The 21,482-nt window shown below is 55.5% G+C and carries 20 protein-coding genes; 8 read left to right on the forward strand and 12 right to left on the reverse strand.

What is annotated here, in order from left to right:
• Window positions 1–88 precede the first annotated feature (88 nt).
• Genes V5T82_RS17335 through V5T82_RS17345 form a run of 3 tightly spaced genes read right to left on the reverse strand, consistent with a single transcriptional unit; the run spans window position 89 to window position 3,323 of the window.
• Window positions 89–1,783 (reverse strand): ArnT family glycosyltransferase, encoded by a 1,695-nt coding sequence (locus V5T82_RS17335; RefSeq protein ID WP_332896934.1) that lies wholly within the window; start codon window positions 1,781–1,783, stop codon window positions 89–91.
• Between the two features lie 29 nt (window positions 1,784–1,812).
• A complete protein-coding gene (locus V5T82_RS17340; protein WP_332896935.1) occupies window positions 1,813–2,529 on the reverse strand; it encodes a TVP38/TMEM64 family protein in 717 nt (238 codons plus the stop codon).
• 14 nt (window positions 2,530–2,543) lie between these two features.
• The gene (locus V5T82_RS17345; protein ID WP_332896936.1) at window positions 2,544–3,323 is read right to left on the reverse strand and encodes a glycosyltransferase family 2 protein; all 780 of its coding nucleotides are present in this window, start codon (window positions 3,321–3,323) and stop codon (window positions 2,544–2,546) included.
• Window positions 3,324–3,581: 258 nt separating this feature from the next.
• Here V5T82_RS17345 and V5T82_RS17350 point away from each other — a divergent pair, with 258 nt between their 5' ends.
• The 4 genes from V5T82_RS17350 to V5T82_RS17365 all read left to right on the forward strand — a co-directional run bounded on the left by V5T82_RS17350 (window position 3,582) and on the right by V5T82_RS17365 (window position 9,713).
• Entirely contained in the window at window positions 3,582–4,631 is a 1,050-nt protein-coding gene (locus V5T82_RS17350) for a GGDEF domain-containing protein (RefSeq protein WP_332896937.1), read from the forward strand.
• Window positions 4,632–4,753: 122 nt separating this feature from the next.
• The gene (locus tag V5T82_RS17355) at window positions 4,754–6,529 is read left to right on the forward strand and encodes a chloride channel protein (protein ID WP_332896938.1); all 1,776 of its coding nucleotides are present in this window, start codon (window positions 4,754–4,756) and stop codon (window positions 6,527–6,529) included.
• A 35-nt stretch (window positions 6,530–6,564) separates the two neighbouring features.
• On the forward strand, window positions 6,565–8,829 hold the full coding sequence (locus V5T82_RS17360; RefSeq protein WP_332896939.1) for an ATP-dependent helicase: 2,265 nt from the start codon (window positions 6,565–6,567) through the stop codon (window positions 8,827–8,829).
• Between the two features lie 5 nt (window positions 8,830–8,834).
• Window positions 8,835–9,713, forward strand: a complete 879-nt coding sequence (locus V5T82_RS17365; RefSeq protein ID WP_332896940.1) for a 50S ribosomal protein L11 methyltransferase — start codon at window positions 8,835–8,837, stop codon at window positions 9,711–9,713.
• Here the strand turns inward: V5T82_RS17365 and V5T82_RS17370 are convergent.
• A complete protein-coding gene (locus V5T82_RS17370; RefSeq protein WP_332896941.1) occupies window positions 9,710–10,105 on the reverse strand; it encodes a hypothetical protein in 396 nt (131 codons plus the stop codon). The genes V5T82_RS17365 and V5T82_RS17370 overlap by 4 nt on opposite strands.
• A 160-nt stretch (window positions 10,106–10,265) precedes the next feature.
• Between V5T82_RS17370 and V5T82_RS17375 the strand changes: the two genes are divergently transcribed.
• Window positions 10,266–11,387: a hybrid sensor histidine kinase/response regulator gene (locus tag V5T82_RS17375; protein WP_332896942.1), complete on the forward strand. Its 1,122-nt coding sequence runs from the start codon at window positions 10,266–10,268 to the stop codon at window positions 11,385–11,387.
• Here V5T82_RS17375 and V5T82_RS17380 read toward each other — a convergent pair.
• Together V5T82_RS17380 and V5T82_RS17385 are read right to left on the reverse strand one after the other, a co-directional pair.
• Window positions 11,384–11,716 (reverse strand): AzlD domain-containing protein, encoded by a 333-nt coding sequence (locus tag V5T82_RS17380; protein ID WP_332896943.1) that lies wholly within the window; start codon window positions 11,714–11,716, stop codon window positions 11,384–11,386. The two genes, V5T82_RS17375 and V5T82_RS17380, sit on opposite strands and share 4 nt — an antisense overlap.
• Window positions 11,713–12,510 carry an AzlC family ABC transporter permease gene (locus V5T82_RS17385; protein WP_332896944.1) on the reverse strand — a complete coding sequence of 266 codons (798 nt, stop codon included), beginning with the start codon at window positions 12,508–12,510 and terminating at the stop codon, window positions 11,713–11,715. The genes V5T82_RS17380 and V5T82_RS17385 overlap by 4 nt, the downstream gene beginning before the upstream one ends.
• A 145-nt stretch (window positions 12,511–12,655) precedes the next feature.
• On the opposite strand from V5T82_RS17385, the gene V5T82_RS17390 reads away from it, so the two are divergent.
• A complete protein-coding gene (locus V5T82_RS17390) occupies window positions 12,656–14,032 on the forward strand; it encodes a mechanosensitive ion channel family protein (protein WP_332896945.1) in 1,377 nt (458 codons plus the stop codon).
• Window position 14,033: 1 nt separating this feature from the next.
• Here V5T82_RS17390 and V5T82_RS17395 read toward each other — a convergent pair whose 3' ends face one another.
• The 3 genes from V5T82_RS17395 to V5T82_RS17405 all read right to left on the reverse strand — a co-directional run bounded on the left by V5T82_RS17395 (window position 14,034) and on the right by V5T82_RS17405 (window position 15,982).
• Window positions 14,034–14,456 (reverse strand): hypothetical protein, encoded by a 423-nt coding sequence (locus tag V5T82_RS17395; RefSeq protein ID WP_332896946.1) that lies wholly within the window; start codon window positions 14,454–14,456, stop codon window positions 14,034–14,036.
• A gap of 171 nt (window positions 14,457–14,627) precedes the next feature.
• Complete coding sequence (locus V5T82_RS17400) at window positions 14,628–15,683, reverse strand: iron-containing alcohol dehydrogenase (RefSeq protein ID WP_332896947.1); 1,056 nt, start codon at window positions 15,681–15,683, stop codon at window positions 14,628–14,630.
• A 5-nt stretch (window positions 15,684–15,688) separates the two neighbouring features.
• Window positions 15,689–15,982, reverse strand: a complete 294-nt coding sequence (locus V5T82_RS17405; protein ID WP_332896948.1) for a putative quinol monooxygenase — start codon at window positions 15,980–15,982, stop codon at window positions 15,689–15,691.
• 47 nt (window positions 15,983–16,029) lie between these two features.
• On the opposite strand from V5T82_RS17405, the gene V5T82_RS17410 reads away from it, so the two are divergent.
• Together V5T82_RS17410 and V5T82_RS17415 are read left to right on the forward strand one after the other, a co-directional pair.
• The gene (locus tag V5T82_RS17410) at window positions 16,030–16,695 is read left to right on the forward strand and encodes a hypothetical protein (RefSeq protein WP_332896949.1); all 666 of its coding nucleotides are present in this window, start codon (window positions 16,030–16,032) and stop codon (window positions 16,693–16,695) included.
• Window positions 16,696–16,747: 52 nt separating this feature from the next.
• Window positions 16,748–16,963, forward strand: a complete 216-nt coding sequence (locus V5T82_RS17415; RefSeq protein WP_332896950.1) for a hypothetical protein — start codon at window positions 16,748–16,750, stop codon at window positions 16,961–16,963.
• On the opposite strand, the gene V5T82_RS17420 is transcribed toward V5T82_RS17415, so the two are convergent.
• The 3 genes from V5T82_RS17420 to V5T82_RS17430 form a co-directional block, all read right to left on the reverse strand.
• Window positions 16,960–19,269, reverse strand: coding sequence for a Tex family protein (locus tag V5T82_RS17420; RefSeq protein WP_332896951.1), 2,310 nt, complete (start codon window positions 19,267–19,269; stop codon window positions 16,960–16,962). The two genes, V5T82_RS17415 and V5T82_RS17420, sit on opposite strands and share 4 nt — an antisense overlap.
• Before the next feature lie 195 nt (window positions 19,270–19,464).
• Entirely contained in the window at window positions 19,465–20,826 is a 1,362-nt protein-coding gene (locus V5T82_RS17425; protein ID WP_332896952.1) for a TRAP transporter large permease, read from the reverse strand.
• Window positions 20,823–21,452, reverse strand: a complete 630-nt coding sequence (locus V5T82_RS17430; RefSeq protein ID WP_332896953.1) for a TRAP transporter small permease — start codon at window positions 21,450–21,452, stop codon at window positions 20,823–20,825. Before V5T82_RS17430 ends, V5T82_RS17425 begins: the two co-directional genes overlap by 4 nt.
• Window positions 21,453–21,482 lie beyond the last annotated feature (30 nt).

Here is a 21,482-nt window from a genome sequence, read left to right on the forward strand (position 1 = left end):
AGTGCCCACCCCACTCTGTCAACAGGCGGAGCGGCTTTTTTTGAAAAATTCGATGAATTTGGCGAAAAAACCCGAAAATTCAGGTGGTTTAGGGTTGGACGAAGTCTTTAGCGTCCCACACCACCAAGATCTTGGCGCGTTTGGGCAGGGTCAGCACCGGGTCTGGATATTGGGTGATTTCTTTGGGGCTGCGGGTGGCTAGGACGACACCTGTGGGATGTTCAGCGGACCACGCGGGTACATCGCGCATTTCGTTGAAGTTGTCCAACGGCTGAATCAAACGCCCCAGGAACTGAAATTCACCGTGGTATTTGCCGACATAGAGCACCGGGCGGCCTTCATCCTGCCAAGCTTTGATGCGCTTGGCGGCGGGTTGTAGGTTAAACGCAATGTCAAATGCGGGCGCGGCGGTGAAATGCAAGGAAACCATCAGCGCGGTGACGGCGACGGCAATCAGGCGAACTTCGTGAAGCGTGTTGCGCACGCCGATGTTGGAAATGGCAATGGCGCAAAAGAAGCCCACCAGCAGCCACAGGGGCTCTGCCGCGTCAACCCACACGGGCAATGGTTTGGAGAGATACGGTTCAATCCAGTCGTAACTCAGCAAGGCGGCCATTAAGACAAACGCCAGCCCCGCCAAAAACAAGACCGGGACGCGGTGGCGGTTGGGTGTGGGGGCTGCAGGCTCCACACGGATCAGCAAATAAGCCGCAAGCAACGCCAAAGCCGGGAAGATCGGCAACAGGTAGTGGGGCTGTTTGCCGCTGATGGCGGAAAAAATCACAAACGACGCCCCGGCCCAAATCAACAGCACGCGTGCACTGCCGTCATTCCATGCGCTGCGAAGCCCGGTTCGGTTGTTCCAGGCTTTGCGAAAGCCCAAGGCTTTCCACAAACGCGGCCACAAGGTCCAGGGCAACAGCATCAAGGGTAAAATCCAAAGGAACCAATACACCGGGCGTTGGTGGGCAAACGACTTCACCATGCGGTCCGCACTTTGTTTGATGAAGATAGCGTCGCGGTATTCTTCCCCGCCGATGATGGCCGCCGGGATCGCCCAGGCCAACGTGATGCCGGCGCCGATAAAGATAGAAATGAACACACCGCCGTACCATTTGCCCCAGGCCGGGCCGGTTGCTTTGTAGGACAGCATCGGCCCCCACAGTGGGGCCAGCAATGCCAAGGGCAGCGTGTGCACCAAAATAGCCGGACCCTTGGCTAAGCCGCCAATGCCCAGGCCAACGCCTGCGATCAAAATGCCTTTCCAGTAGCCTCGTCCCGCAGCCAGACCTTGCCACGCCATGACATAGCCCAAAACGGCCAAAACGGCGGCGAAGGTGACCATGGTGTCGAACATGGTCATGGAGGCAAAGACGGTCCAATACAGTCCCGTCATCACGATTAAAGCCGCAGCCCAACCGCGCGCGCGTCGCACGTTGCCTAAGACATCGGGCCAAAGAGCGCCAGCCAATTTCACCGTGGACAGAACGCTGGCGAGGCCGAATAGCGGGGCGACCAGGCGGGCCCAGTTTTCCGAAACGCCAAAAATTTTCCAGCCCAAATTCATCAGCCAGAAAAAGAACGGCGGCTTGTGGCTGTAGATTTCACCGTTTTTGGTGGGAACCCAATAATCGCCACTGAGATACATTTCCCACGCGACTGTGACGTAGCGGGTTTCATCAATGGGCAGGAGCGGCCGCAAAATAACGGCGACAGAAACCAGGGCGCACCAAATCAGCGTGGTGAGCCAAGCATCAGAGGGAGTAGATGTATGGAGTTTCAAGGCGGACCCTTAAGTTCGGTTCTTCAGGCTTAGGATTTTGCTTCGTCTTCGTCCGCACCTAGCTCGGCGTCGATTTTACGGCTCAACGACTTGCCATGGCGGAAACGGCGGTAAAGATACACGCCCAAGAGCGCTGACGCTACGAACAAAACGACACTTAATGTAATGCGCAACGCCGGGTCCACGGACACGCCGCTGCCCAAAAGGGCGAAGATCAATGTCTGGGGGAGATATCCCAGGGTGGAACCGCCAAAAAACGGCACGCCGCGAATGCTCGACACGCCTGCGGCTAAGTTCGTGGCGATGTTTGAACCCACAGGCAACATGCGGATCAACAGGGTCATGGAAAATGTGTGGTCGTGCAAAAAATCGTCCAAACGTTTGACCCGTTTGGAAAACTTCTTTTGCAAGGGCGCACGGGCCAGCAGGCGGGCGTAATAAAACGCTCCGATGCAGCCGACGACTGTGCCCAACAAGGCCAAGCTGGTGCCCAGCAAGAAACCAAAGGCATATCCGGCCAAGCCGCTGACCACTTGGCGCGGCAGTCCGAACCCGGTCGCCAAAGCGGCCAAGCCCAAAAACAGCAGTTCCCCGCCGATCCCTTGGCCCTTGATGTGCGAATCGACCCAGTCGTTGGTCAAAACATTGCCCAAGTCGGCAGCTTCGAACACATAGAGCGCCAAAGCCAACGTCGCCATAATGGCAACGCCGCGCAAAATAGAGCTGGGGTTCATGTGTTGGGACATCTAGAGCGGCGGCCTCAGTCTTTGGAAGCCTGACGGACGTCACTGACTTCGGGTTTGGAGCCCCGGGCAATCAGCCACATCACACCGATCAAGTCGCGGATGGCGACCGACAGGCGGTCCCACATGCCGTATTTCGAAATGCCGCGCTCGCGGTGGCGGTGGTTGACCTCGACAGACACCACATCGCCGCCACGCCGGATCATCAGCGCGGGCAAGTAGCGGTGCATGTGATCAAAGCGCGGCATGTCCAAAAACGCTTCGCGGGTCATGACCTTCAGGCCGCACCCCGTATCGGGTGTGTTGTCGCCCAACAGCTTTTGACGCACGGCGTTGGCGAGCTTGGATTGGAAGCGTTTCCATTCCGTGTCTTTGCGTTTTGCACGCCAGCCCGCAACCAGCAAAAAATTGGGGTCTTGGGCGTCTTTGAGTTTGGCGAATAGGGCGGGAATGTCGGCTGGGTCGTTTTGGCCGTCGCCGTCCAAGGTGGCGATGAAGGTCGCGCGGGCCTTTTTGACGCCGGTGGCAACGGCCGCACTTTGGCCGCAGGCGACCGCGTGGCGATAGACGCTCAGACGCGGCTGTTCCTTCGCCATTTCGTCGAGCTTATCGGCGGTATCGTCTTTGGAGCCGTCGTTGACATAGACGATTTCATAATTTGCCGGTTTTTCACCGTACATGGCATCCAGCGCGGCGCTGATTTCTTCAATCAGCGGGCGGATGTTTTCACTTTCGTTGTGAACAGGCACGACGACAGCAATTTCAAAGGGTTGCGTGGTGTCCAGCGGAGCGTTCATGACGGTCGCTCATTTTCCCCAGGTCAATTTCGCAGCGCAACAGCGCGCTCGGCCATGCTTTTACACGCTCTGGCCCCGTCTTGGAAGGGGCGAGACGGCCGAGAGCGTGTTTTTCCCCGACTTTTCTCTCGATCGACGTCGTTTCCACTTGGCCTTTTGGGAGAACACGGTATCATCCCAAAGTGATAGTTCTGAAAAATCAAAGCTCCACCTTGTGTTCACATGTGCCAGGAGCGTGTCATTGGGGACAGTGCAAACGTGCACGATTCATTTGAGCAAGCGCTGCAATACGCAAGACAAGCGTTGGAGATGATGGTGGAACGCAACGTTCCCGCCTCACCACACAACTTCTTAGTCTGGTACACACATGCCTCGGACCGGGAACCGGATTTGTCGCGGATGATCTCCATCTTGATCGACAACAATCAAGATTTTGGCGAAGCTGTGAACGCGGACTTGTATGAAAAGTTCTTCAGCACTGAAGCTCAAGATCAGACTTTGCATGAGACCACGGAACGGATCGAAAAAGAGCTGGAGCGCATCATCAATTACGTCGGCGATGCGGGAAAAGGGGCTTCGGAAGTTGGCGAATCTCTGGCCTCTGCCGAAAATGATATTTTGGGTGCCAACGGTGTGGAATCCCTGAAAGCGGCGGTGACTAAGGTCATCAACGACACCCGCAAGATGGAAGAAATCAACCAAAACCTCGAAAGCCAATTGGCCGAATCCACCGAAGAGGTCGGCCAGTTGCGTGGTGACTTGGAAGACATGCGCCGCGAGGCCCTGACCGATGCTTTGACGGGCATCTCCAATCGTAAGCTGTTCGATATGGAACTGCGCCGTCAAGCCCGCGACGCCATGGAAGCGGGCAAGAAGCTTTGCTTGCTTTTGTTGGACATTGATCACTTTAAGAAGTTCAACGACACGTGGGGCCACCAGACGGGTGACGAGGTGCTGAAGTTGATGGCCAACACCTTAAACAAAGGTGTGAAGGGCGGGGATATCCCGGCGCGTTACGGCGGTGAAGAGTTTGCCGTTATTCTGCCCGACACCGATTTGGACGGTGCTGTGCACGTGGCGGAAAATCTCCGCCAAATGATTTCGACCAAAAAACTGGTCAACCGTGCGACGGATCAGGATTTGGGTAAAATCACCGTGTCCATCGGTGCCGCCGAGTTTGAGTTTGGCGAGCCGATCCCCGACATCATTAAGCGCGCGGATCAAGGGCTATATAAAGCCAAAGCCAATGGCCGCAATCAGGTCGTCAGCCAGAACGAGCTTAAAGACGGCGAGCTGAGCTTTAGTTAAAACAAGCGGCCCCAAAAAGAAGATGTGACGTGGAAATCTCTGCGATCATCTTTTAAAATCAATCTATTGTTCACCTGTTTGTGTAACAGTGGGCAGTCGATTTTGTGCTTTGGGCCTTTTTCATGACGCGTTCCACCTTTTCCCCATCCCGCTTGCTGTCATCAGCGCGTCGTTTTTTGAAAAACGATCAGCTGATTTTGGGCTTTTTGTCGGTGATTGTGGGGCTGGTCGGCGGTGGCTTGGTGATTGTCTTTCGCGAAGGCATCTTATTTTTTCAAAACCTGTTTTACGGTGCGCCGGACGAACGGCTTTATGATTACGTGGCTAACTTGCCTTGGTGGCAGGTGGTCTTGGTCCCCACCTTAGGCGGCTTGGCCGTGGGCTTGATTATTCGTTACAAACTCCCGGGCGCGCGTCCCCACGGGGTTGCGGATGTGATCGAAGCCAGCGCCATGCGGGGCGGCAAGATGTCGCTGACCACGGGGATTTGGGCCGGGTTGGTCAATGCGTTGTCCATTGGCGCAGGTGCGTCGGTCGGGCGAGAGGGTCCGGCGGTGCACTTAGGGGCCTCATTGGCGGCTTGGGTGTCCAAGCAACTACACCTCAGCCGCAACTTGGCGCGCACCATGTTGGGTTGCGGCGTGGCGGCCGCGGTCGCCGGGTCGTTCAACGCTCCCATCGCAGGTGCTTTGTTCGCCAACGAAGTGGTTATTGGGCACTATGCCTTAAAAGCCTTTGCCCCCGTTGTCATCGCGTCTGTGACGGGCACGGCGCTGTCGCGGGCGTATTTTGGCGATTATCCCGCCTTCATTATCCCGCCCCATGAAATCACGTCGTACTTGGAATTTCCGGCTTTTATCGTCTTGGGGATTCTCGCAGGTCTGACCGCGAGCCTGTTTTTGCGCAGCATTTTTTTCGCCCAAGACCAATCTCAACGCCTGCCCGTGCCCAGTTGGGTGCGTCCGGGCCTTGCGGGCTTAGGTTTAGGCCTCATGGCGCTTTGGCTGCCTCAATTGTTGGGCGTGGGTTACGGTATCACGGACGATGCCCTGGGCGGAACGGTCGGCTTAGGCTTGTTACTGGCGGTGTTGATCGGCAAGATCGTCGCCACTGCGCTGTGTTTGGGGTTTGGCTTTGGCGGCGGCGTGTTCTCACCGTCCTTGGTGATCGGCGCCATGCTGGGCGGCGCGTTTGGCATACTTAGCGAATTTATTTTTCCAGGCCTGCACTTAGACGCCGGCGGCTATACCCTGATCGGTATGGGTGCGGTGGCCGGTGCGGTGTTGGGGGCGCCAATTTCGACCACTTTGATCGTGTTTGAAATGACGGGTGATTATGAAATCACCATGGGCGTGATGTTGGCGGTGGTGGTGGCGACGGGTGTGAGCCGCCAGCTGTCTAAAACCAACTTCTTTGCGCTTCAACTGGAACGGCGCGGCCTGGATTTGCGGGGTGGCTATGAGCGGGCTCTGTTGCGCGGCAATAACGTTTGCGATGTGATGGAGGAGGTTGACGAGCAAGTCCGTCCCGAAGTTCCTTTGTCGCAGCTGCGCAAAATGCTGCAGGACTGCAAACGCGGCGAACTGTTTGTCATTGATGGTGATGAAAAGCTGATCGGTACCATCACGTTGGCCGATTTGAGCGACACGGCGTTCGATCCGGCCATGGATTTACTGGTCAACGCCGCCGATGTGGCCCGGCGCAAGCCGCCCATGTTGGGGTGTCGCGATCACTTGGAAGACGCGCTGACGAAAATGAAGGATTCGGGTGAAGATTACATCGCCGTGGTCGATAATCTGGACAACCGCAAGTTCCTCGGCGCGGTCGAGGAAAAACACGTGATGGCCGCTTATAACAAGGCGTTGCTGCAAAGCCGTGCCGAAGAACGCGACGATTAGCTTTCTTAGCCGTTCAAGCGTGCTATAAATCGCGGATGAACGATCCTTTCGAATTGATGGACCCCGAAGACGTCCCCCCCGCGCCTGAACCGAGTGCGCCGGGCGGCTATTTGGGCGGTCTCAATCAAACCCAACGCGAAGCCGTGGAAGCCACTGACGGGCCTGTTTTGGTCTTGGCCGGCGCAGGCACGGGTAAAACCCGCGTGTTGACCACCCGGCTGGGTCACATTTTGCTGCAAAACAAAGCGCGCCCGGGCGACATCCTGGCTGTGACGTTTACCAACAAAGCTGCACGCGAAATGCAAGAGCGTGTGGGCACGATGTTGGGTACACCCGTCGAAGGCTGGTGGGTCGGCACGTTCCACGCCCTGTCCGCACGCATCTTGCGCCGCCACGCAGAAGCCGTGGGGCTGAAATCGAACTTCACGATTTTGGACACGGACGATCAGGTTCGTTTGCTCAAACAAATTTTAGACGCGCGCGAAATCGATCCAAAACGGTTCCCGCCGCGCACGTTCTCTGCCGTAATTCAGCGCTGGAAAGACCGTTCGTTGATGCCGGACAAGGTGCCCGAGTCCGAAGCTGCCGAAGCCTTGGACGGCTACGGCCACACGGTGTATGAGGACTACCAACTCCAGCTTCAGCGTCTCAACGCCGCCGATTTCGGCGATCTGCTGATGTTGTGCGTGCACCTGTTTCAAAGCCAGCCGGAAACCTTGAAATATTATCAAGACCGCTTTCGCTACGTCCTGGTGGACGAATACCAAGACACCAACGTGGCACAGTATCTGTGGCTGCGTTTGTTGGCGCAGGGCTATCAAAACATCTGTTGTGTCGGTGATGACGATCAGTCGATCTATTCTTGGCGTGGGGCCGAGGTCGGCAACATCTTGCGTTTTGAACAAGACTTTCCCGGTGCCCAAGTGGTGCGGCTGGAACAGAACTACCGTTCCACCCCGCATATTTTGGCGGCGGCGTCGGGCCTGATTTCCAACAACGAAGGACGATTGGGCAAGACCCTTTGGACTGACGTGGACGAAGGCGAAAAGGTCCGCATCCACGGTGTGTGGGATTCTGCTGAAGAAGCCCGCTGGGTCGGTGACGAGATCGAAGCCAAACACGCGCGCGGCGAGCGCTTATTCACCATGGCGATTTTGGTGAGGACCTCGGCGCAAACCCGTGAATTCGAAGAACGCCTGATTACGTTGGCTATACCCTATCAAGTGATCGGTGGTTTGCGGTTTTATGAGCGCCAAGAAATCCGCGACGCGGTGGCGTATTTGCGCGTGATCCAATCGCTGGATGACGACTTGGCGTTTCAGCGTATTGTAAATGTGCCCTCACGCAAGTTGGGTAAAAAGACACTGCAGATTGTGCACATGCATGCGCGTGCGCGTGGGATTTCTATGGTCATGGCGATCCGTGAATTGCTGACAACGGATGAGTTCAAACCGAAGCAGAAAAAGACCTTCACGGAGCTGATGAACGACTTTGACCGCTGGCGGGTGGAATCTCAGAACCACTCCCCGGCAGAGCTGATGGACATCGTGTTGGAAGAGGCCGGCTATCTGGAAATGTGGAAGCTGGACAAATCCATCGAAGCGCCGGGACGCGTGGACAACTTAAAAGAACTGGTCGTGGGCCTGTCGGAGTTCGACACCCTCACCAGCTTTTTGGAGCACGTTTCTCTGGTCATGGAAAACGACGACAAGAAAAACGACGACAAAATCACAGTGATGACCCTGCACGGGGCCAAGGGGTTGGAGTTCGACACGGTGTTTTTGCCCGGTTGGGAAGAAGGTTTGTTCCCGCACCAAAGATCCCTCGATGAATCGGGCACGCAAGGCCTTGAAGAAGAGCGGCGATTGGCTTACGTGGGCATCACGCGGGCGAAAAAACAAGCCTCCATCACCTTTGCTGGGTCGCGCCGTATATACGGCCAATGGCAATCCAGCCTGCCGTCCCGGTTTGTCGAAGAACTGCCCGACGAACATATTGAGCGCGCCGGTGAACAAGGCCTCAGCCGGGGCTTTAGCGACGTGTCGCAAAGCGATTGGGGCAATGGCGGAAAACAAGGCTATGGTGCCGGCTGGAAACGCGCCCAGGCGCGCACATTCGACGACGACTTGGTCTTTGCCCCCGCCCGCGTGTCGGCGGACGGGCTTGAAATCGGCCAGCGCATCTTCCACCAAAAATTCGGCTATGGCCGCATCCAAGGTTTGGACGGCGATAAGCTGGACATCCAATTTGAAAAAGCCGGGCTGAAAAAAGTCATGGCGAATTTTGTCGAGAAAGTTTGAACACCATGAGCGAAGACCAGACCCTGTGGCGCATCGCGCTTGATTTGCCCGATGCCCAAGTTGACATGTTTGAGCCCGTGGTCGAAGACTTGGTGGAATCCATCATGTGGACAGTGGACGAGCCCCGCGGCATGCAGCGCATGGAAGGCTTCACCACCGTTCAACCCGACGCCGCCCATGTTGCAGGCGTTTTGAAGACGGCGGCGGACAGCTTCGGCGTGGACGTGCCAGAGGCGGACATCGAAGAACTGGCGCCGCGCGATTGGGTGGCGGAAAACTTAAAAGACTTCCCGCCCATCGACGCCGGGCGGTTCTTTATCTATGCCAGCCACGTGGATGAGCGCCCTTTGGCGGGGCGCATCCCCATACGTATTGACCCAGGTGCCGCGTTCGGCACGGGCACGCATGCAACCACGTCTGGGTGTTTGGAAGCATTGGAAGACCTGGGCAAACGACACCGTTTTGTCAAACCGCTGGACGTCGGCACGGGGTCGGGCATTTTGGCCATCGCCATGGCGAAGATGTGGAAGCTCAAGGTCTTGGGCACCGACATCGATCCGGTCGCCATTGAAGTCGCGGATCAAAACGCGAAGTTGAATGGTGTTGCGGATGATCTCGATTTTCGGGTGGGGCCAGGATTTAAGGCTGTGGCGAATTATGAACGCTTTGATTTGATCGTTGCCAACATCTTGGCGCGTCCCTTAACGGGCATTGCGCCGGACTTTGGCCGGGCGCTGGCGCCCGGTGGCTATGGTGTGCTGTCGGGCTTGATTGAGCGCGATGAGCGCTTTGTGCTTTCGCCCTACATGAACCAAGGCCTGGTCTTGGAACGGCGCTATGTGCGCGATGGCTGGTTGACGCTGGTGTTGAAAAAACGCGGTTAGGCCGAGCGGCGTTTTCGGCCTTTCTGGGCGGCAGCTTTGCGTTCGGCTTCGCGCTGGTTGGCCCGGATCACGGCATTTTCGGCCTGATGTGTCGACGGCGTGAACGTTTCTGCCGGATTGGCGGAGCGCACAGACGTCGGCGGCACGCCTTCGCCCTTGTTTGCAAGTGCCGTGATGGTGTCGGACTGGCGGCGGCGCTGGTGGCGCATTTCGGCGGCTAGTTTTTCCGTGTGATAGACGCTGCCTTCGATTTTTTGCAGACGTGCGTTCAACTTCATCACCGTCGCTTCCAGCGTGGCTTGACGCACGGTGGAACGGCGCAGCACTTCACTGGCGATAAACAACGCCAGCAGTGAAAGGCAAAACCCGATTATCCCAAAAGCAGAAGTCATGAATCCCAACAAGGTATACAGTTGTTCATGTTTTTCTAAAAATGCCCTGAGAACATTTAAAAAAGCCTAAAAATGTCACACAAGTGGGTAAATCGTCTGCTTGAGGTTCTTTGGGAAGCTGCTAGTGTGAGTGAGCGCCAAGGGAGTCCGTGGGGGACAAATGGACATATTGCTGGTCGAAGATAGCCGGACTTCTGTGTTGATGGTGTCATCGCTGTTGGATGACGACCCGACGGAAGACTACCAACTGACCGTGGCCGGTACGGTTGCTCAGGCGCGTGAACACCTGCAAAACCATGAATTCGACCTCATCTTGTTGGACCTGACATTGCCGGATTCCTCAGGCCTTGCGACCGTGGATTCAGTCTTTGAAGTCGCAAAAGGCACTGGGATTGTGGTGCTGACGTCGATCTCGGACGAACAGGTTGGGCTGTCGGCCCTGAAACACGGGGCGCAAGATTTCCTGATCAAGGACGAAACGTACCGCAAGGTCTTGCTCCGTGCTGTCAAATACGCCCGCCAGCGTTCGATTTCCGAACGCGATGTGCGTGAAGCCCGCGAAATGGCGGAATTTGCCACAAAATCCAAATCCAGCTTCATTGCCAACTTGAGCCACGAGCTGCGCACACCCTTAAACGCCGTTATCGGGTTTTCGGAACTGATGATGAACGGCTTGGCGGGGGATTTGGATGACAAGCAGCGGGAATATCTGAACGACATCCACAAATCCGGCCAATACCTTCATGGTCTGATCGGCACGGTTTTGGATTTGTCCAAAATCGAAGCGGATCGCCTGGACGTCAGCGAAGAACAGGTCAGCCTGTCTGCTGTAGTTGAAGACGTGATTGAAACCACGGGCCAGTCCTACACCGACGCCAAAGTTAACATGGTGGCAGATGTTTCTGATCACTTGCCAGTTTTGAAAGGCGATGCGACGAAGATCCGCCAGATCGTGACCAACTTGGTGACGAACGCGGTGAAGTATTCTCCTGATGGTGGAGAGGTGAACATCAAAGTCTTTTTGAGCGATAGGGGTGACATGGTCCTTGAAGTTTCCGACCAAGGCATTGGCATTCCCCAAGAAGACATCAACAAAATCTTGCAGCCGTTTGAACGCACCCAAGTGTCCAAAGATCGTAAAATCGAAGGCACGGGGTTGGGGCTTCCTTTGACCAAAGGTTTGGTCGAAGCGCATGGCGGCTCCATCACCATTGACAGTGAAGTCGGGGTTGGGACGACGGCCACGGTGAAACTTCCGGCAGGCCGGGTTTTACAAACCTAAACGCCGAAATAACTGGTTAAGCCGATCAACGTTAAACTGCCGGCGAGTACGCTGAGCCCAACGTTGTGCTTGGTAAGCAAGAAGACGGTTAAGCCCACCCCGGCGGCGCTAAATCGCATCCAATCGTCTGTATTCCCCAATGTGCCAATAGGCATCCAGATCATGCGCACCACCAAACCTGCCAACAGGGCATAGGTGACACATGTGATCCAATCGATGATCGGGGAATCAACGGTAATCTTACCAGACACCATGGCGCCCACGGCGCGCGATGCATAGGTTGCTATGGCGGCAGAGGCGATGACGATGAGGGCTGAGCTTTCAATCATTCCACACCCCCTTCTTCTTCCAAATTGGGTGCCTCGCGTTTGAGCTTTCTTTGAAGGCGTTGCGCGGGCTCGGTCCGGCCCAAGGCCCAAGCAACTGTGCCCCCTAACAGCCCTGTCAAAATCAGCGACCAGTTGGGCATCACCAGATACAAGCTCGGCCCCAAAGCCGCGCCAATGGCCAGGGACAGAATCTTGGAGACATTATGCATGTCGAACAAAAACAGCAGCATAAAATAGAGCGGGTTCAAAAACACCAAGGCGTACGTCACGGGCTGGGGCACACTGCCCGCCAAGTGGTAGCCGACGAAGGTCGCAATGGGCGACGATATATAAAGTGTCAGCCCATAGCCCGTCAGATAGGACAAGCGCTGGTCTTGTTTCAAATCCGGCAAGCGGCGCATCACGCCGACCCAACTTGTCGCGGCGATGAGCATGGAGACAGCGTAATATTTCCACACAGGCGTGCCTTCATTGCGCATGTGCGGCAACAAAGACGCGACTAAGGGCAACAAACGTGCATTGATAAAGAACACGGCCAAGACGATGGCGATCATCGGTGCACCACTGTAGGCCATTTCCGCCATGGCGATTTGTCCGGGCAGGGCCCAGGTGGTGATGGTGGACAAGACCCCGGTCCACACACTCCATTCCACATCGCGGATCATGGAGCCGAACCCTAAGAAACTTGCCGACATCACAAACATGGGCACGCCTGCGGCTTCGCGCAGACCGCCTTTGAGGGCGTCTTGCGGTGTGGCAAATGCTGTGTTTTGAGGTTGAAAGGTTGTGGTCATAAAAACTCTGCTTAACTATTCAACCCTCCCCGTTCTTAGATAGCACATATTGGGGGGCTGGTGGGAAGCGCAAAGATGGACAATAGAGCCAAGGCATCTTACGCTCTGTAGCCTAAGTTGCAAAACCGATTGATGAGAGAACACCGTGGACGGATTGATTGACCCCGCAGAGCTAAATCAGCTGATTGAACAGGTTTTGGCCTTTGTTCAAACGGAGATATTGGTGCTGTCGAACTTGGTCCAGTTTGCGGCTTTGGCCGCCACGTACTTTGCGGCACGCTTGTTGTCCAAACCTTTGGACGAGGCCTTGGACAAAATTTTGGCCGCCGATTGGGTGAGAAAGTACCGTGTGACCGTTACGCAAACCTCCAAGCCTTTGGTGATGCCGCTGGTGTGGTTGGTGTTGACCGGGACGGCTGGCTTCTTGATTTATTCTGTGGGCTGGGCGGGCGGCATCCTCAACATTGTTTCAAGCTTGCTCACCGCCTGGATTGCCATTCGCCTGCTGTTGAACTTCATCGCCGACCCGTGGTGGTCGCGCGCGGTTGCGGTTTCTGTTTGGTCGGTTGCCGCGTTGAACATCGTCGGTCTGTTGGATCCCACTTTGGCTTTCATAGACGAGTTCGCCATTCAATTGGGAGAGTTCCGTTTGTCGCTTTTGGTGGTGGCAAAGGGCATTGTCGCCCTGGTGGTGTTGCTGTGGGCGGCCAATTGGCTGTCGCGTTGGGTTGAGGCCCGGCTGAAAGGCATTCAAAATTTTTCTCCGTCGCAAAAGGTGCTGTTCGGCAAACTCGCGCGCGTGGCCTTTATTGCCATTGCTATATTAATCGCGATCAACTCGGTCGGCATCGATTTGACGGCTTTGGCGGTGTTTTCCGGTGCATTGGGTTTGGGCATCGGCTTTGGCCTGCAAAAGGTCGTGGGCAACCTGCTGTCGGGGGTGATTTTGTTGATGGACCGTTCCGTCAAACCGGGCGATGTGGTGTCGATCAGCGGCACGTACGGCTGGATCAACGCCATTGGTGCACGCTACGTATCGGTGGTGACGCGCGACGGTATTGAACATCTGATTCCCAACGAAGTTTTGATTTCTACCCCTGTTGAAAACTGGTCGCACTCGGACCGCCTTGTGCGTCAAAGATTGCCCGTTGGGATTTCTTACGAATCCGACGTGCATTTGGCGATTAAGTTGTGCGAAGACGCCGCGTCTGAATTTGACCGGGTTTTGAAAGACCCGGCCCCGAAGTGCTTGCTCAAAGGCTATGGCGACAACGCACTGAACTTGGAACTGCGGGTTTGGATTCAAGATGCGGAAAAAGGTGTTTCGAACATCAAAAGCGAAATCTTTTTGCGCATTCATGCCTTGTTCCAAGACCACGGTGTGGCGTTTCCGTATCCGCAACGCGACATTCATGTCAAAGGCCCGGTGCGTTTGTTGCTCGACGGCACCCTTGCCCCGGAAGAGCCGGAGCATGTCAGCGGCGCGCTTGAAGGTGGGCAGACGCCCGTTTCTAAAACTTAACTCAGATCATGGGGTCATAGGCCCACTGCAATAACGCTTGGCGCTGTCGCGGGCGGCAATGCACATTTGCGGGTTCACAGTTTTTAAGAACTTGCGGACGGTGACGCGCGCCAAACGCCTTCCACCGATTAATCTGAAAATCATCGACGCCGTCTAAGCGCCGACCCAGGTGATAGCGGCAATACCACTGAAACCAGCCCAAGGGGTCTTCGGGCGTTATCCAGCCTTTGGCAAGCCACACGTCTCTGCTTTGCCCGGCGGCGACACCGAAGTGGTTGAGTTTTGCATCAAAGCCATGGTCAGAGACGACGGCTGTGGCGAACCAGGCGGCGGGCAAGTCTTGGGGGACGCCCTCAAAATAGTCCCCGCCAAAAATGCCCATCTGCAACATATCTTGCGGTGTTAGCTCTGGTTCAAAATGCATGCTTCACATATGGGATTAGAGACGCCGCTTCACAAGCTCCGCGATCTCGGCGTCGCTGAGAACCACGGGATTGGTCTGCATGCTGGAGCCCCGGCTGTTGGCGACGATGGCGTCAATGTCATTTTCGGTGACGTCATAGGCGGATAGGCGGGGGAGATCGAGACGGTCTGTCTAGTCCCGTAATGTGCGCACCAATGCATCCAAAGCTGCGTTCCCTTGCAAATTATCGGTGGACACCAATGCACCGGCGCGGGCATAGACCGGCAGGGCCGGGCTGTCCGGGGCCCGCTCGATTAAGGCCTGGATGTTGATGTCGGTGGCTTCGGCCACCAAAGTACCGCACACCACACCGTGGGGAATGGGAAACAGTGACCCCAACGGCTGCGCCAATCCGTGTACGGAACCCAGCCCCGTTTGGGCAAGGCAAATGCCGGACATCAGTGATGCATACGCCATGTGGCTGCGCGCCTCAGATGCACGTTCGCTGTCTTCTCCTGCCAGCATCCACATATCCCAAAAGCCTTGGGCAAAGCGTTCCAATCCCGACCACGCCAGCGCTGCGGTCATGGCGTTGGAACGAACAGAGGTCAGGCTTTCCAACAGCTGCGTAAACGCATCCATGCCGTTGGCGGCGACGACGGATTTGGGGCACGTGATCAACAGATTGGGATCAACGATGGCGACGGCGGCCACCAGCGTGTCATGGCGGAAAGACTTTTTGAAACCGTCTTTGCCATGGCGGGACAGGACGGCATTTTTTGTGGCTTCGGACCCCGTGCCGGCCGTTATGGGGCAGCAGATCAAGGGCGTAGCGGGGCCTTGGTAAGGCAACTCGGGCCCGACGCCTTCCAAGTGATCCATCACCGTGTTTGCGGGCTTTAACAATCCGGCGATGGCTTTGGCGGCATCCAAAGCACTGCCGCCACCGATGCCGACCACGACGTCGAAGGTCTTGTCTTTGTTTTGGGCAACCAAGTCGTCAATCAAATCCGGGGAAGGCTCACCACAAATGTGGACGAGGTCCCAGGTGACGCCGTTGTCCTCAAATTGATGTTGCAAGGTTGTCCAGGCCGCACTTTCGGTGAACGACGTGGCCCCTGTGACGATCAAGGCATTGGGGCCGAACGTTTTGATTTCGCTAGGCAGCTGGTTCAAGACGCCGGAGCCAAAAATAATTTTCGGCAAGCGGGCGATGGAAAATGGGGCAGGGATTACACTGTCGGTCACAATCGCTATTCCGGTAAAATGGGGACGTGGCGCACACCGAAGCGGCGCTCGGCCTGCATGTCTTCAACGGTGGCCGCCCAGGTTTGGTAATGGTCGGTTTGTTTGTGCGCAGCGATATCGTCGTCGCTGTTGAACCATTCATAAAACACAAATTTGTTGGGATCGTCTTCGTTTTGCAGAAAATCGAAGCGACGGTTGCCCGGTTCTTGGATAGACGCTTCGTGGTTGGCTTTGCAAGCCGTGATGAATTCCTCGCGAAACTCTGGCTTTGCAGTCAAATGTACGATTGTCACAGGCATGACAGCTCCCCCTTTCTTTTGTCATAATCGGGGCTTATCTTAGCACCATGAGAAGAACAATATACAGTCTTGCTGGCATTTTGATATTGGCTGTGTCCAGCCCCGCATTTGCACAGTCTTTCAGTTGCAATGCCAAGGACGGGGTGCGGGTCGCGGTCACAATTAAAGATCCCAAGGCCAAGATCAATCACACCAAGACGCTTAAATATATAAACAATCGCGCGAAACACGGTGGGTTGCGGACGGGCAAGGGTATGGTCCTGGGGCTAACGCACAGTGCTCAGTTTTCTAATTTAAAATTCGAATTCCAAGTCAGAACTTTGGGCAATCGCAACTGCTTCAACATCACAAGTGTCAATGCGAGCTTTGGTCATAAAACCCTAGAGGTCTTCATTCCGCGTGAATATCATCCCGGTACGTGTCAGTACAACACGGTGATGCGTCATGAAAAAGAGCACGTTCGCGTGAACAGAGAAGGTGTGCGTAAGTATGCAAAGCTGCTGCACAAAGAACTGAAAAAAGCCGTTTCGCGGTACAATCCCAGGCAGACGAAAAATCCGAAAACGGCACAGGAAGATGCCCGCAAAACTTTGGGCGGGGCAATGCGGCGCGTGAGCAAAAAGTTTCAAAGGGATATTGCCAAAAAGCACGCGGTTATCGACAAGCCCGGCGGTCCCTATGACGCGACGGGTGCCTGTCGGAAATGGCAATAAGCGCTCGGTATGCTAAACTGGTGAAAGCACTCATTCCTAGGAGTTACAGCTAATGCCCTCACGTCGTCTCAGTGACAAAATCATCGACGCCCACCAAATCGCGTGTGCAGAAGGCAAGCGCGAAATCGCCAAGCTGTTGTTGGATGCCTTGGAGGTCGACCTGTCGGCTATCGGCGGCGAAAGTACAGAACACCGTGAATGGTCCGAAGCCATGGACGGTGCGTTTGCACTCCACCAAGAGACTTTTGGCAACATTCAGTTGGATTAAGACTTTTTCTTTGCCCGGGCGAAGGCTTCGGCCAATGCGCCACCGCCAGCTTTCGATTGCGGCGTTTGACCGCGCTTGGCGTTTTTCTTTGTAAAGTTACGGGGCTTGTCCTTGGCTGGACCTGACGGTGTGCTGCGGTCTTCGCCGGATTTCATGGTGAGCGAAATCCGTTTGCGGGCGACGTCAATCTCTTGCACGCGGACTTTCACCACATCACCCGGTTTGACGATATCGCGGGGGTCTTCGACGAACTTATCGGCCAGTTGGGAAATATGGACAAGGCCGTCTTGGTGCACGCCGATATCTACGAATGCACCGAAGTTGGCGACGTTGGTGACCACACCTTCGAGCCGCATGCCGGGCTTCAAGTCACTGATCTTCTCAACGCCATCCATAAACGCTGCAGTCTTAAACTCTGGACGGGGGTCGCGGCCTGGTTTTTCCAACTCACCCAGAATATCTTTGATGGTCTCAGGCCCGGTATTTTCATTGGCGAAGGCCTGGGGTTTCAAACCGCGCAGAACTTTGGCGTTGCCCATCAGGTCTGAAAGTTCCGTTTTGGTCTCGGCCAAGATGTTTTCAATGATGGCATAACTTTCCGGGTGCACGGACGAAGCGTCCAGCGGATTGTCGCCACCTTTGATGCGCAAAAAACCTGCGCACTGTTCAAACGCTTTTTCGCCCAAACGCGGCACGGCTTTGAGCTGTTCGCGATTGGTGAACGCGCCGTTAGTATTGCGGTAATCCACAATGTTGGCAGCTAAGCTGTCCCCCAAACCGGAAACTTGAGCCAGCAAGGGCTTGGACGCGGTGTTCAAATCCACACCGACGGCGTTCACACAGTCTTCGATTACAGCGTCGAGTGCACGGCTCATGCGGTGTTCGGATACGTCATGTTGATATTGACCGACACCGATGGCTTTGGGTTCGATTTTGACCAGCTCGGCCAGTGGATCTTGCAGTCGCCGCCCGATGGACGCCGCGCCGCGCAAGGACACATCTACATCCGGCAGTTCTTGTGAGGCGTAGGCAGAGGCGGAATATACCGATGCACCCGCTTCGGACACCATGATTGTTTTGAGTTTGAGTTCTGGGAAGCGTGTCAAAACCTCTTGGGCCAATTTGTCGGTTTCGCGCGAAGCCGTGCCGTTGCCGATGGCGACTAGCTCAGCATTGTGTTTATGGGCAAGTGCTCCGACGATGGCGATGGCTTCATCCCATTTGCGCTGCGGCTCGTGCGGATAGATGGTTGCCGTGTCCACCAGTTTACCTGTGGCATCTACAACGGCGACTTTAACACCTGTGCGAAAGCCTGGATCCAGCCCGATGGTGGTGCGTTGTCCCGCCGGGGCTGCCAACAACAGATCGCGCAGGTTTTGGGCAAACACACGAATGGCTTCTTCTTCCGCATCCGCCCACAGGCGTTGCATCAAATCCAGCTCGATATGAAGGGCGATTTTGACACGCCATGCCCAACGTGCACATTCGATCAACCAACTGTCCCCCAGGCGGCCTAAGTCTTCCAACTTGAAGTGGTTGGCCACGCGCATTTCATAAGGGTGTGGATAGGGCGGATTGTCGGGGTCGCCCACCATCAAGGTCACGCGCAGGACTTCTTCTTTACGCCCCCGAAAGATTGCCAGCGCGCGGTGCGACGGTGCGTTTTTAAGGGGTTCGTGGTGGTCGAAATAGTCAGAGAACTTGGCCCCTTCGGCTTCTTTGCCTTCGACCACTTTGGCTGTCAACTTGGCGTCGTCCCACATGGCGGCGCGCAGTTGCCCCACCAGCTCCGCGTCCTCTGCGAACTGTTCGACCAAGATTTGTTTGGCCCCGTCCAGTGCTGCCGCGGCGTCGTTGATGTCGGCCTCTGGGTTGAGGAACTTTTCAGCTTCCACCTGTGGGTCCAGGGTCGGGTCGTCTTTGAGGCTCAACGCCAAGGGTTCCAACCCCGCTTCGCGTGCGATCTGGGCTTTGGTGCGGCGTTTGGGCTTATAGGGCAGGTAGAGATCTTCCAAACGGGCCTTGGTGTCGGCGGCGTTGATTTTGCCTTTGAGCTCGTCGGACAGTTTGCCTTGTTCGTCAATGCTTTTGAGGATGGCGGCGCGGCGCTCGTCCATTTCGCGCAAATAGCGCAGCCGTTCTTCCAAAGTGCGCAGTTGTGTGTCGTCAAGCCCGCCCGTGGCTTCTTTGCGGTAACGTGCGACAAAAGGAACGGTGGATCCGCCGTCCAACAGGTCAATGGTGGCGATCACTTGATTGTCGCGGACGTTGAGTTCTGCGGCGATTTTCTGCGCGATGGTGGGCAAGTTTGTATCCTCAAAATTCTAAACTGGAGAAGCTGTTTAGACCGATTCGCGGCTTCATTCCAGAAACAAAAAGCCCCCCGAAACCGGGGGGCTTTTCACCGAACGCTTCAAGTTCACCGAGTGTAGGATGGATGGCCGTAAAAGCCGTAAACCATGTGAACCGAACGAAACGTCCGAGGGGGGTCCGCTGCAAATCTAATTGATATCGACAATCTCCGGTCCCATTAGCGAGTTGGGAAGCCAGGTGGATATGGCCGGGATGTAGGTCACGAGGATCAAGAAGACCAACAAGATCGCCAACCAAGGCAATGATGCCTTCACCACCCGCATGAGCGACATACCTGTCACCCCGGCTGTGACGAATAAGTTCAGCCCAACCGGTGGCGTTATCATGCCGATCTCCATGTTCACCACCATGATGATGCCCAAGTGGATCGGGTCGATGCCAAGCTCCATGGCGATGGGGAACAAGATCGGCGCCATGATCAGCAAGATGGCTGAGGGCTCCATGAAGTTACCCGCGACCAGCAAGATGATGTTGACGACGATCAAGAACGTCCACGGCTCGAAACCGGCAGAGATGATCATTTCCGTAATGGCATGGGGGATGCGCTCAGTGGTCAACACGTGCGCGAACAGCATGGCGTTGGCAATGATGAACATCAACATGATGGTCACACGACCGGCGTCCATCAAGGTTTCGGAAATGTCTTTGTGAACAAAGATGCCCACAACCGTTTTCAAAAGAGGACCGCGTTTCGCGCCTTTTTTCAGCGGGCCAATGTCACGATAGACAAAGACGGCGATAAGGTAGGCGTACACGGCGGCCACGGCAGCAGCTTCGGTCGGGGTGAACACACCGCCGTAGATACCGCCCAAGATGATGCCGATCAGCAGCAAGCCCCAGATGGCATCATTGAATGATGCTCTAAACTCGCTCCATTCCGGGAACGGTTGGCGCGGCAGGTTTTTGATGCGTGCGGTGATGTAGATGGCAACCATCAACATGAGCCCCGCCATAAGGCCGGGGATCACACCGGCCAAGAACATACGTCCAACGGACACATCGGTCGCGGCGGCGTAAACCACCATAACGATGGACGGCGGGATCAAGATGCCCAAAGTACCTGCGTTGGCGATCACGCCTGCTGCAAAGTCTTGGCTGTAACCGGCCCGAACCATGCCCGCGATGACGATGGAACCAATGGCCACAACGGTTGCCGGCGAAGAACCGGAGACAGCCGCGAACAACATACAGGCCAAAACCGACGCCATGGCCAAACCGCCATGGAAGTGGCCGACACAGTTGGTGGCAAAACGGATCAGGCGACGTGCGACGCCACCAGTGGACAAAAAGGCGGACGACAACACAAAGAACGGAATCGCCATCAAGGTGTAGTGGTGCATGGTATCAAACAGCTTGCCAGCCAATGACCCCAAATCGTCGCCGGAGAAAAACAAAATGGTTGAAACGGAAGCAAGACCCAAAGAGATGGCAATGGGTGTACCCAGCAAAAGAAGGGCAAAGAGAGTGACAAACAGGAAAGCGATGGTCATTGGTCATCTCCCTTCTTTTTATTTTCGTCTTCGATTTTGCGGGCCATTTCGACATCGTCATGGTGGCGCAGGTCTTCTGCGTTTTCATCGTCATGATCGGCGTAAGCCGCCATGGCGTCTTGCCCTTCATCGCCGAGCGTCATGCCCACTTCTTGTCCGGTGACAATGTGGTAAGCAATGACGAGCAAACGCCAAATCATGAGGGCGAAGCCAATGAGCAGCACAGATTGCGGAATCCACAGAGGGATTTTCAAATCTTCGGCTTCAATTTCGTATTCATATATAATGCCGATCACCTGATCCCAAGACCCATACAGCAACAGTCCGGAGTAAGTGACGCCAGCCGCAACCGCAACAAGACCCGCTGCGCGTTGGCCGTTCGGCGAAAAGAGTTTAACCAATGCATCCACACCAATGTGGGCGTGAACACGGATGCCGTAGGAAATTCCCATCAGCACCAACCAAGAAAAGAGGAAGGTGGTCAACTCAAGCGCCCAAATGGCGCCTGAGTTAAACACGTACCGTGCAACGACTTGGGAGAACGTCACCAGTGTCATCGCGGCGAGCAAGAACGCTAAGAAGCCTTCCTCTGCCTTGTGTAGATAATAAATGATCCGTGATGTCATGATGACGTCTCCCGATAGTCAGTCGTTAAA

The organism is Magnetovibrio sp. PR-2, from assembly GCF_036689815.1.
Taxonomy (GTDB): domain Bacteria; phylum Pseudomonadota; class Alphaproteobacteria; order Rhodospirillales; family Magnetovibrionaceae; genus Magnetovibrio.

Coding starts and splice junctions, on each gene's coding strand:
- V5T82_RS17340 (WP_332896935.1), bottom strand. CDS start 2,529: ATGTCCCAACACATGAACCCCAGCTCTATTTTGCGCGGCGTTGCCATT.
- V5T82_RS17345 (WP_332896936.1), bottom strand. CDS start 3,323: ATGAACGCTCCGCTGGACACCACGCAACCCTTTGAAATTGCTGTCGTC.
- V5T82_RS17355 (WP_332896938.1), top strand. CDS start 4,754: ATGACGCGTTCCACCTTTTCCCCATCCCGCTTGCTGTCATCAGCGCGT.
- V5T82_RS17360 (WP_332896939.1), top strand. CDS start 6,565: ATGAACGATCCTTTCGAATTGATGGACCCCGAAGACGTCCCCCCCGCG.
- V5T82_RS17365 (WP_332896940.1), top strand. CDS start 8,835: ATGAGCGAAGACCAGACCCTGTGGCGCATCGCGCTTGATTTGCCCGAT.
- V5T82_RS17370 (WP_332896941.1), bottom strand. CDS start 10,105: ATGACTTCTGCTTTTGGGATAATCGGGTTTTGCCTTTCACTGCTGGCG.
- V5T82_RS17375 (WP_332896942.1), top strand. CDS start 10,266: ATGGACATATTGCTGGTCGAAGATAGCCGGACTTCTGTGTTGATGGTG.
- V5T82_RS17380 (WP_332896943.1), bottom strand. CDS start 11,716: ATGATTGAAAGCTCAGCCCTCATCGTCATCGCCTCTGCCGCCATAGCA.
- V5T82_RS17385 (WP_332896944.1), bottom strand. CDS start 12,510: ATGACCACAACCTTTCAACCTCAAAACACAGCATTTGCCACACCGCAA.
- V5T82_RS17395 (WP_332896946.1), bottom strand. CDS start 14,456: ATGCATTTTGAACCAGAGCTAACACCGCAAGATATGTTGCAGATGGGC.
- V5T82_RS17405 (WP_332896948.1), bottom strand. CDS start 15,982: ATGCCTGTGACAATCGTACATTTGACTGCAAAGCCAGAGTTTCGCGAG.
- V5T82_RS17410 (WP_332896949.1), top strand. CDS start 16,030: ATGAGAAGAACAATATACAGTCTTGCTGGCATTTTGATATTGGCTGTG.
- V5T82_RS17415 (WP_332896950.1), top strand. CDS start 16,748: ATGCCCTCACGTCGTCTCAGTGACAAAATCATCGACGCCCACCAAATC.
- V5T82_RS17425 (WP_332896952.1), bottom strand. CDS start 20,826: ATGACCATCGCTTTCCTGTTTGTCACTCTCTTTGCCCTTCTTTTGCTG.
- V5T82_RS17430 (WP_332896953.1), bottom strand. CDS start 21,452: ATGACATCACGGATCATTTATTATCTACACAAGGCAGAGGAAGGCTTC.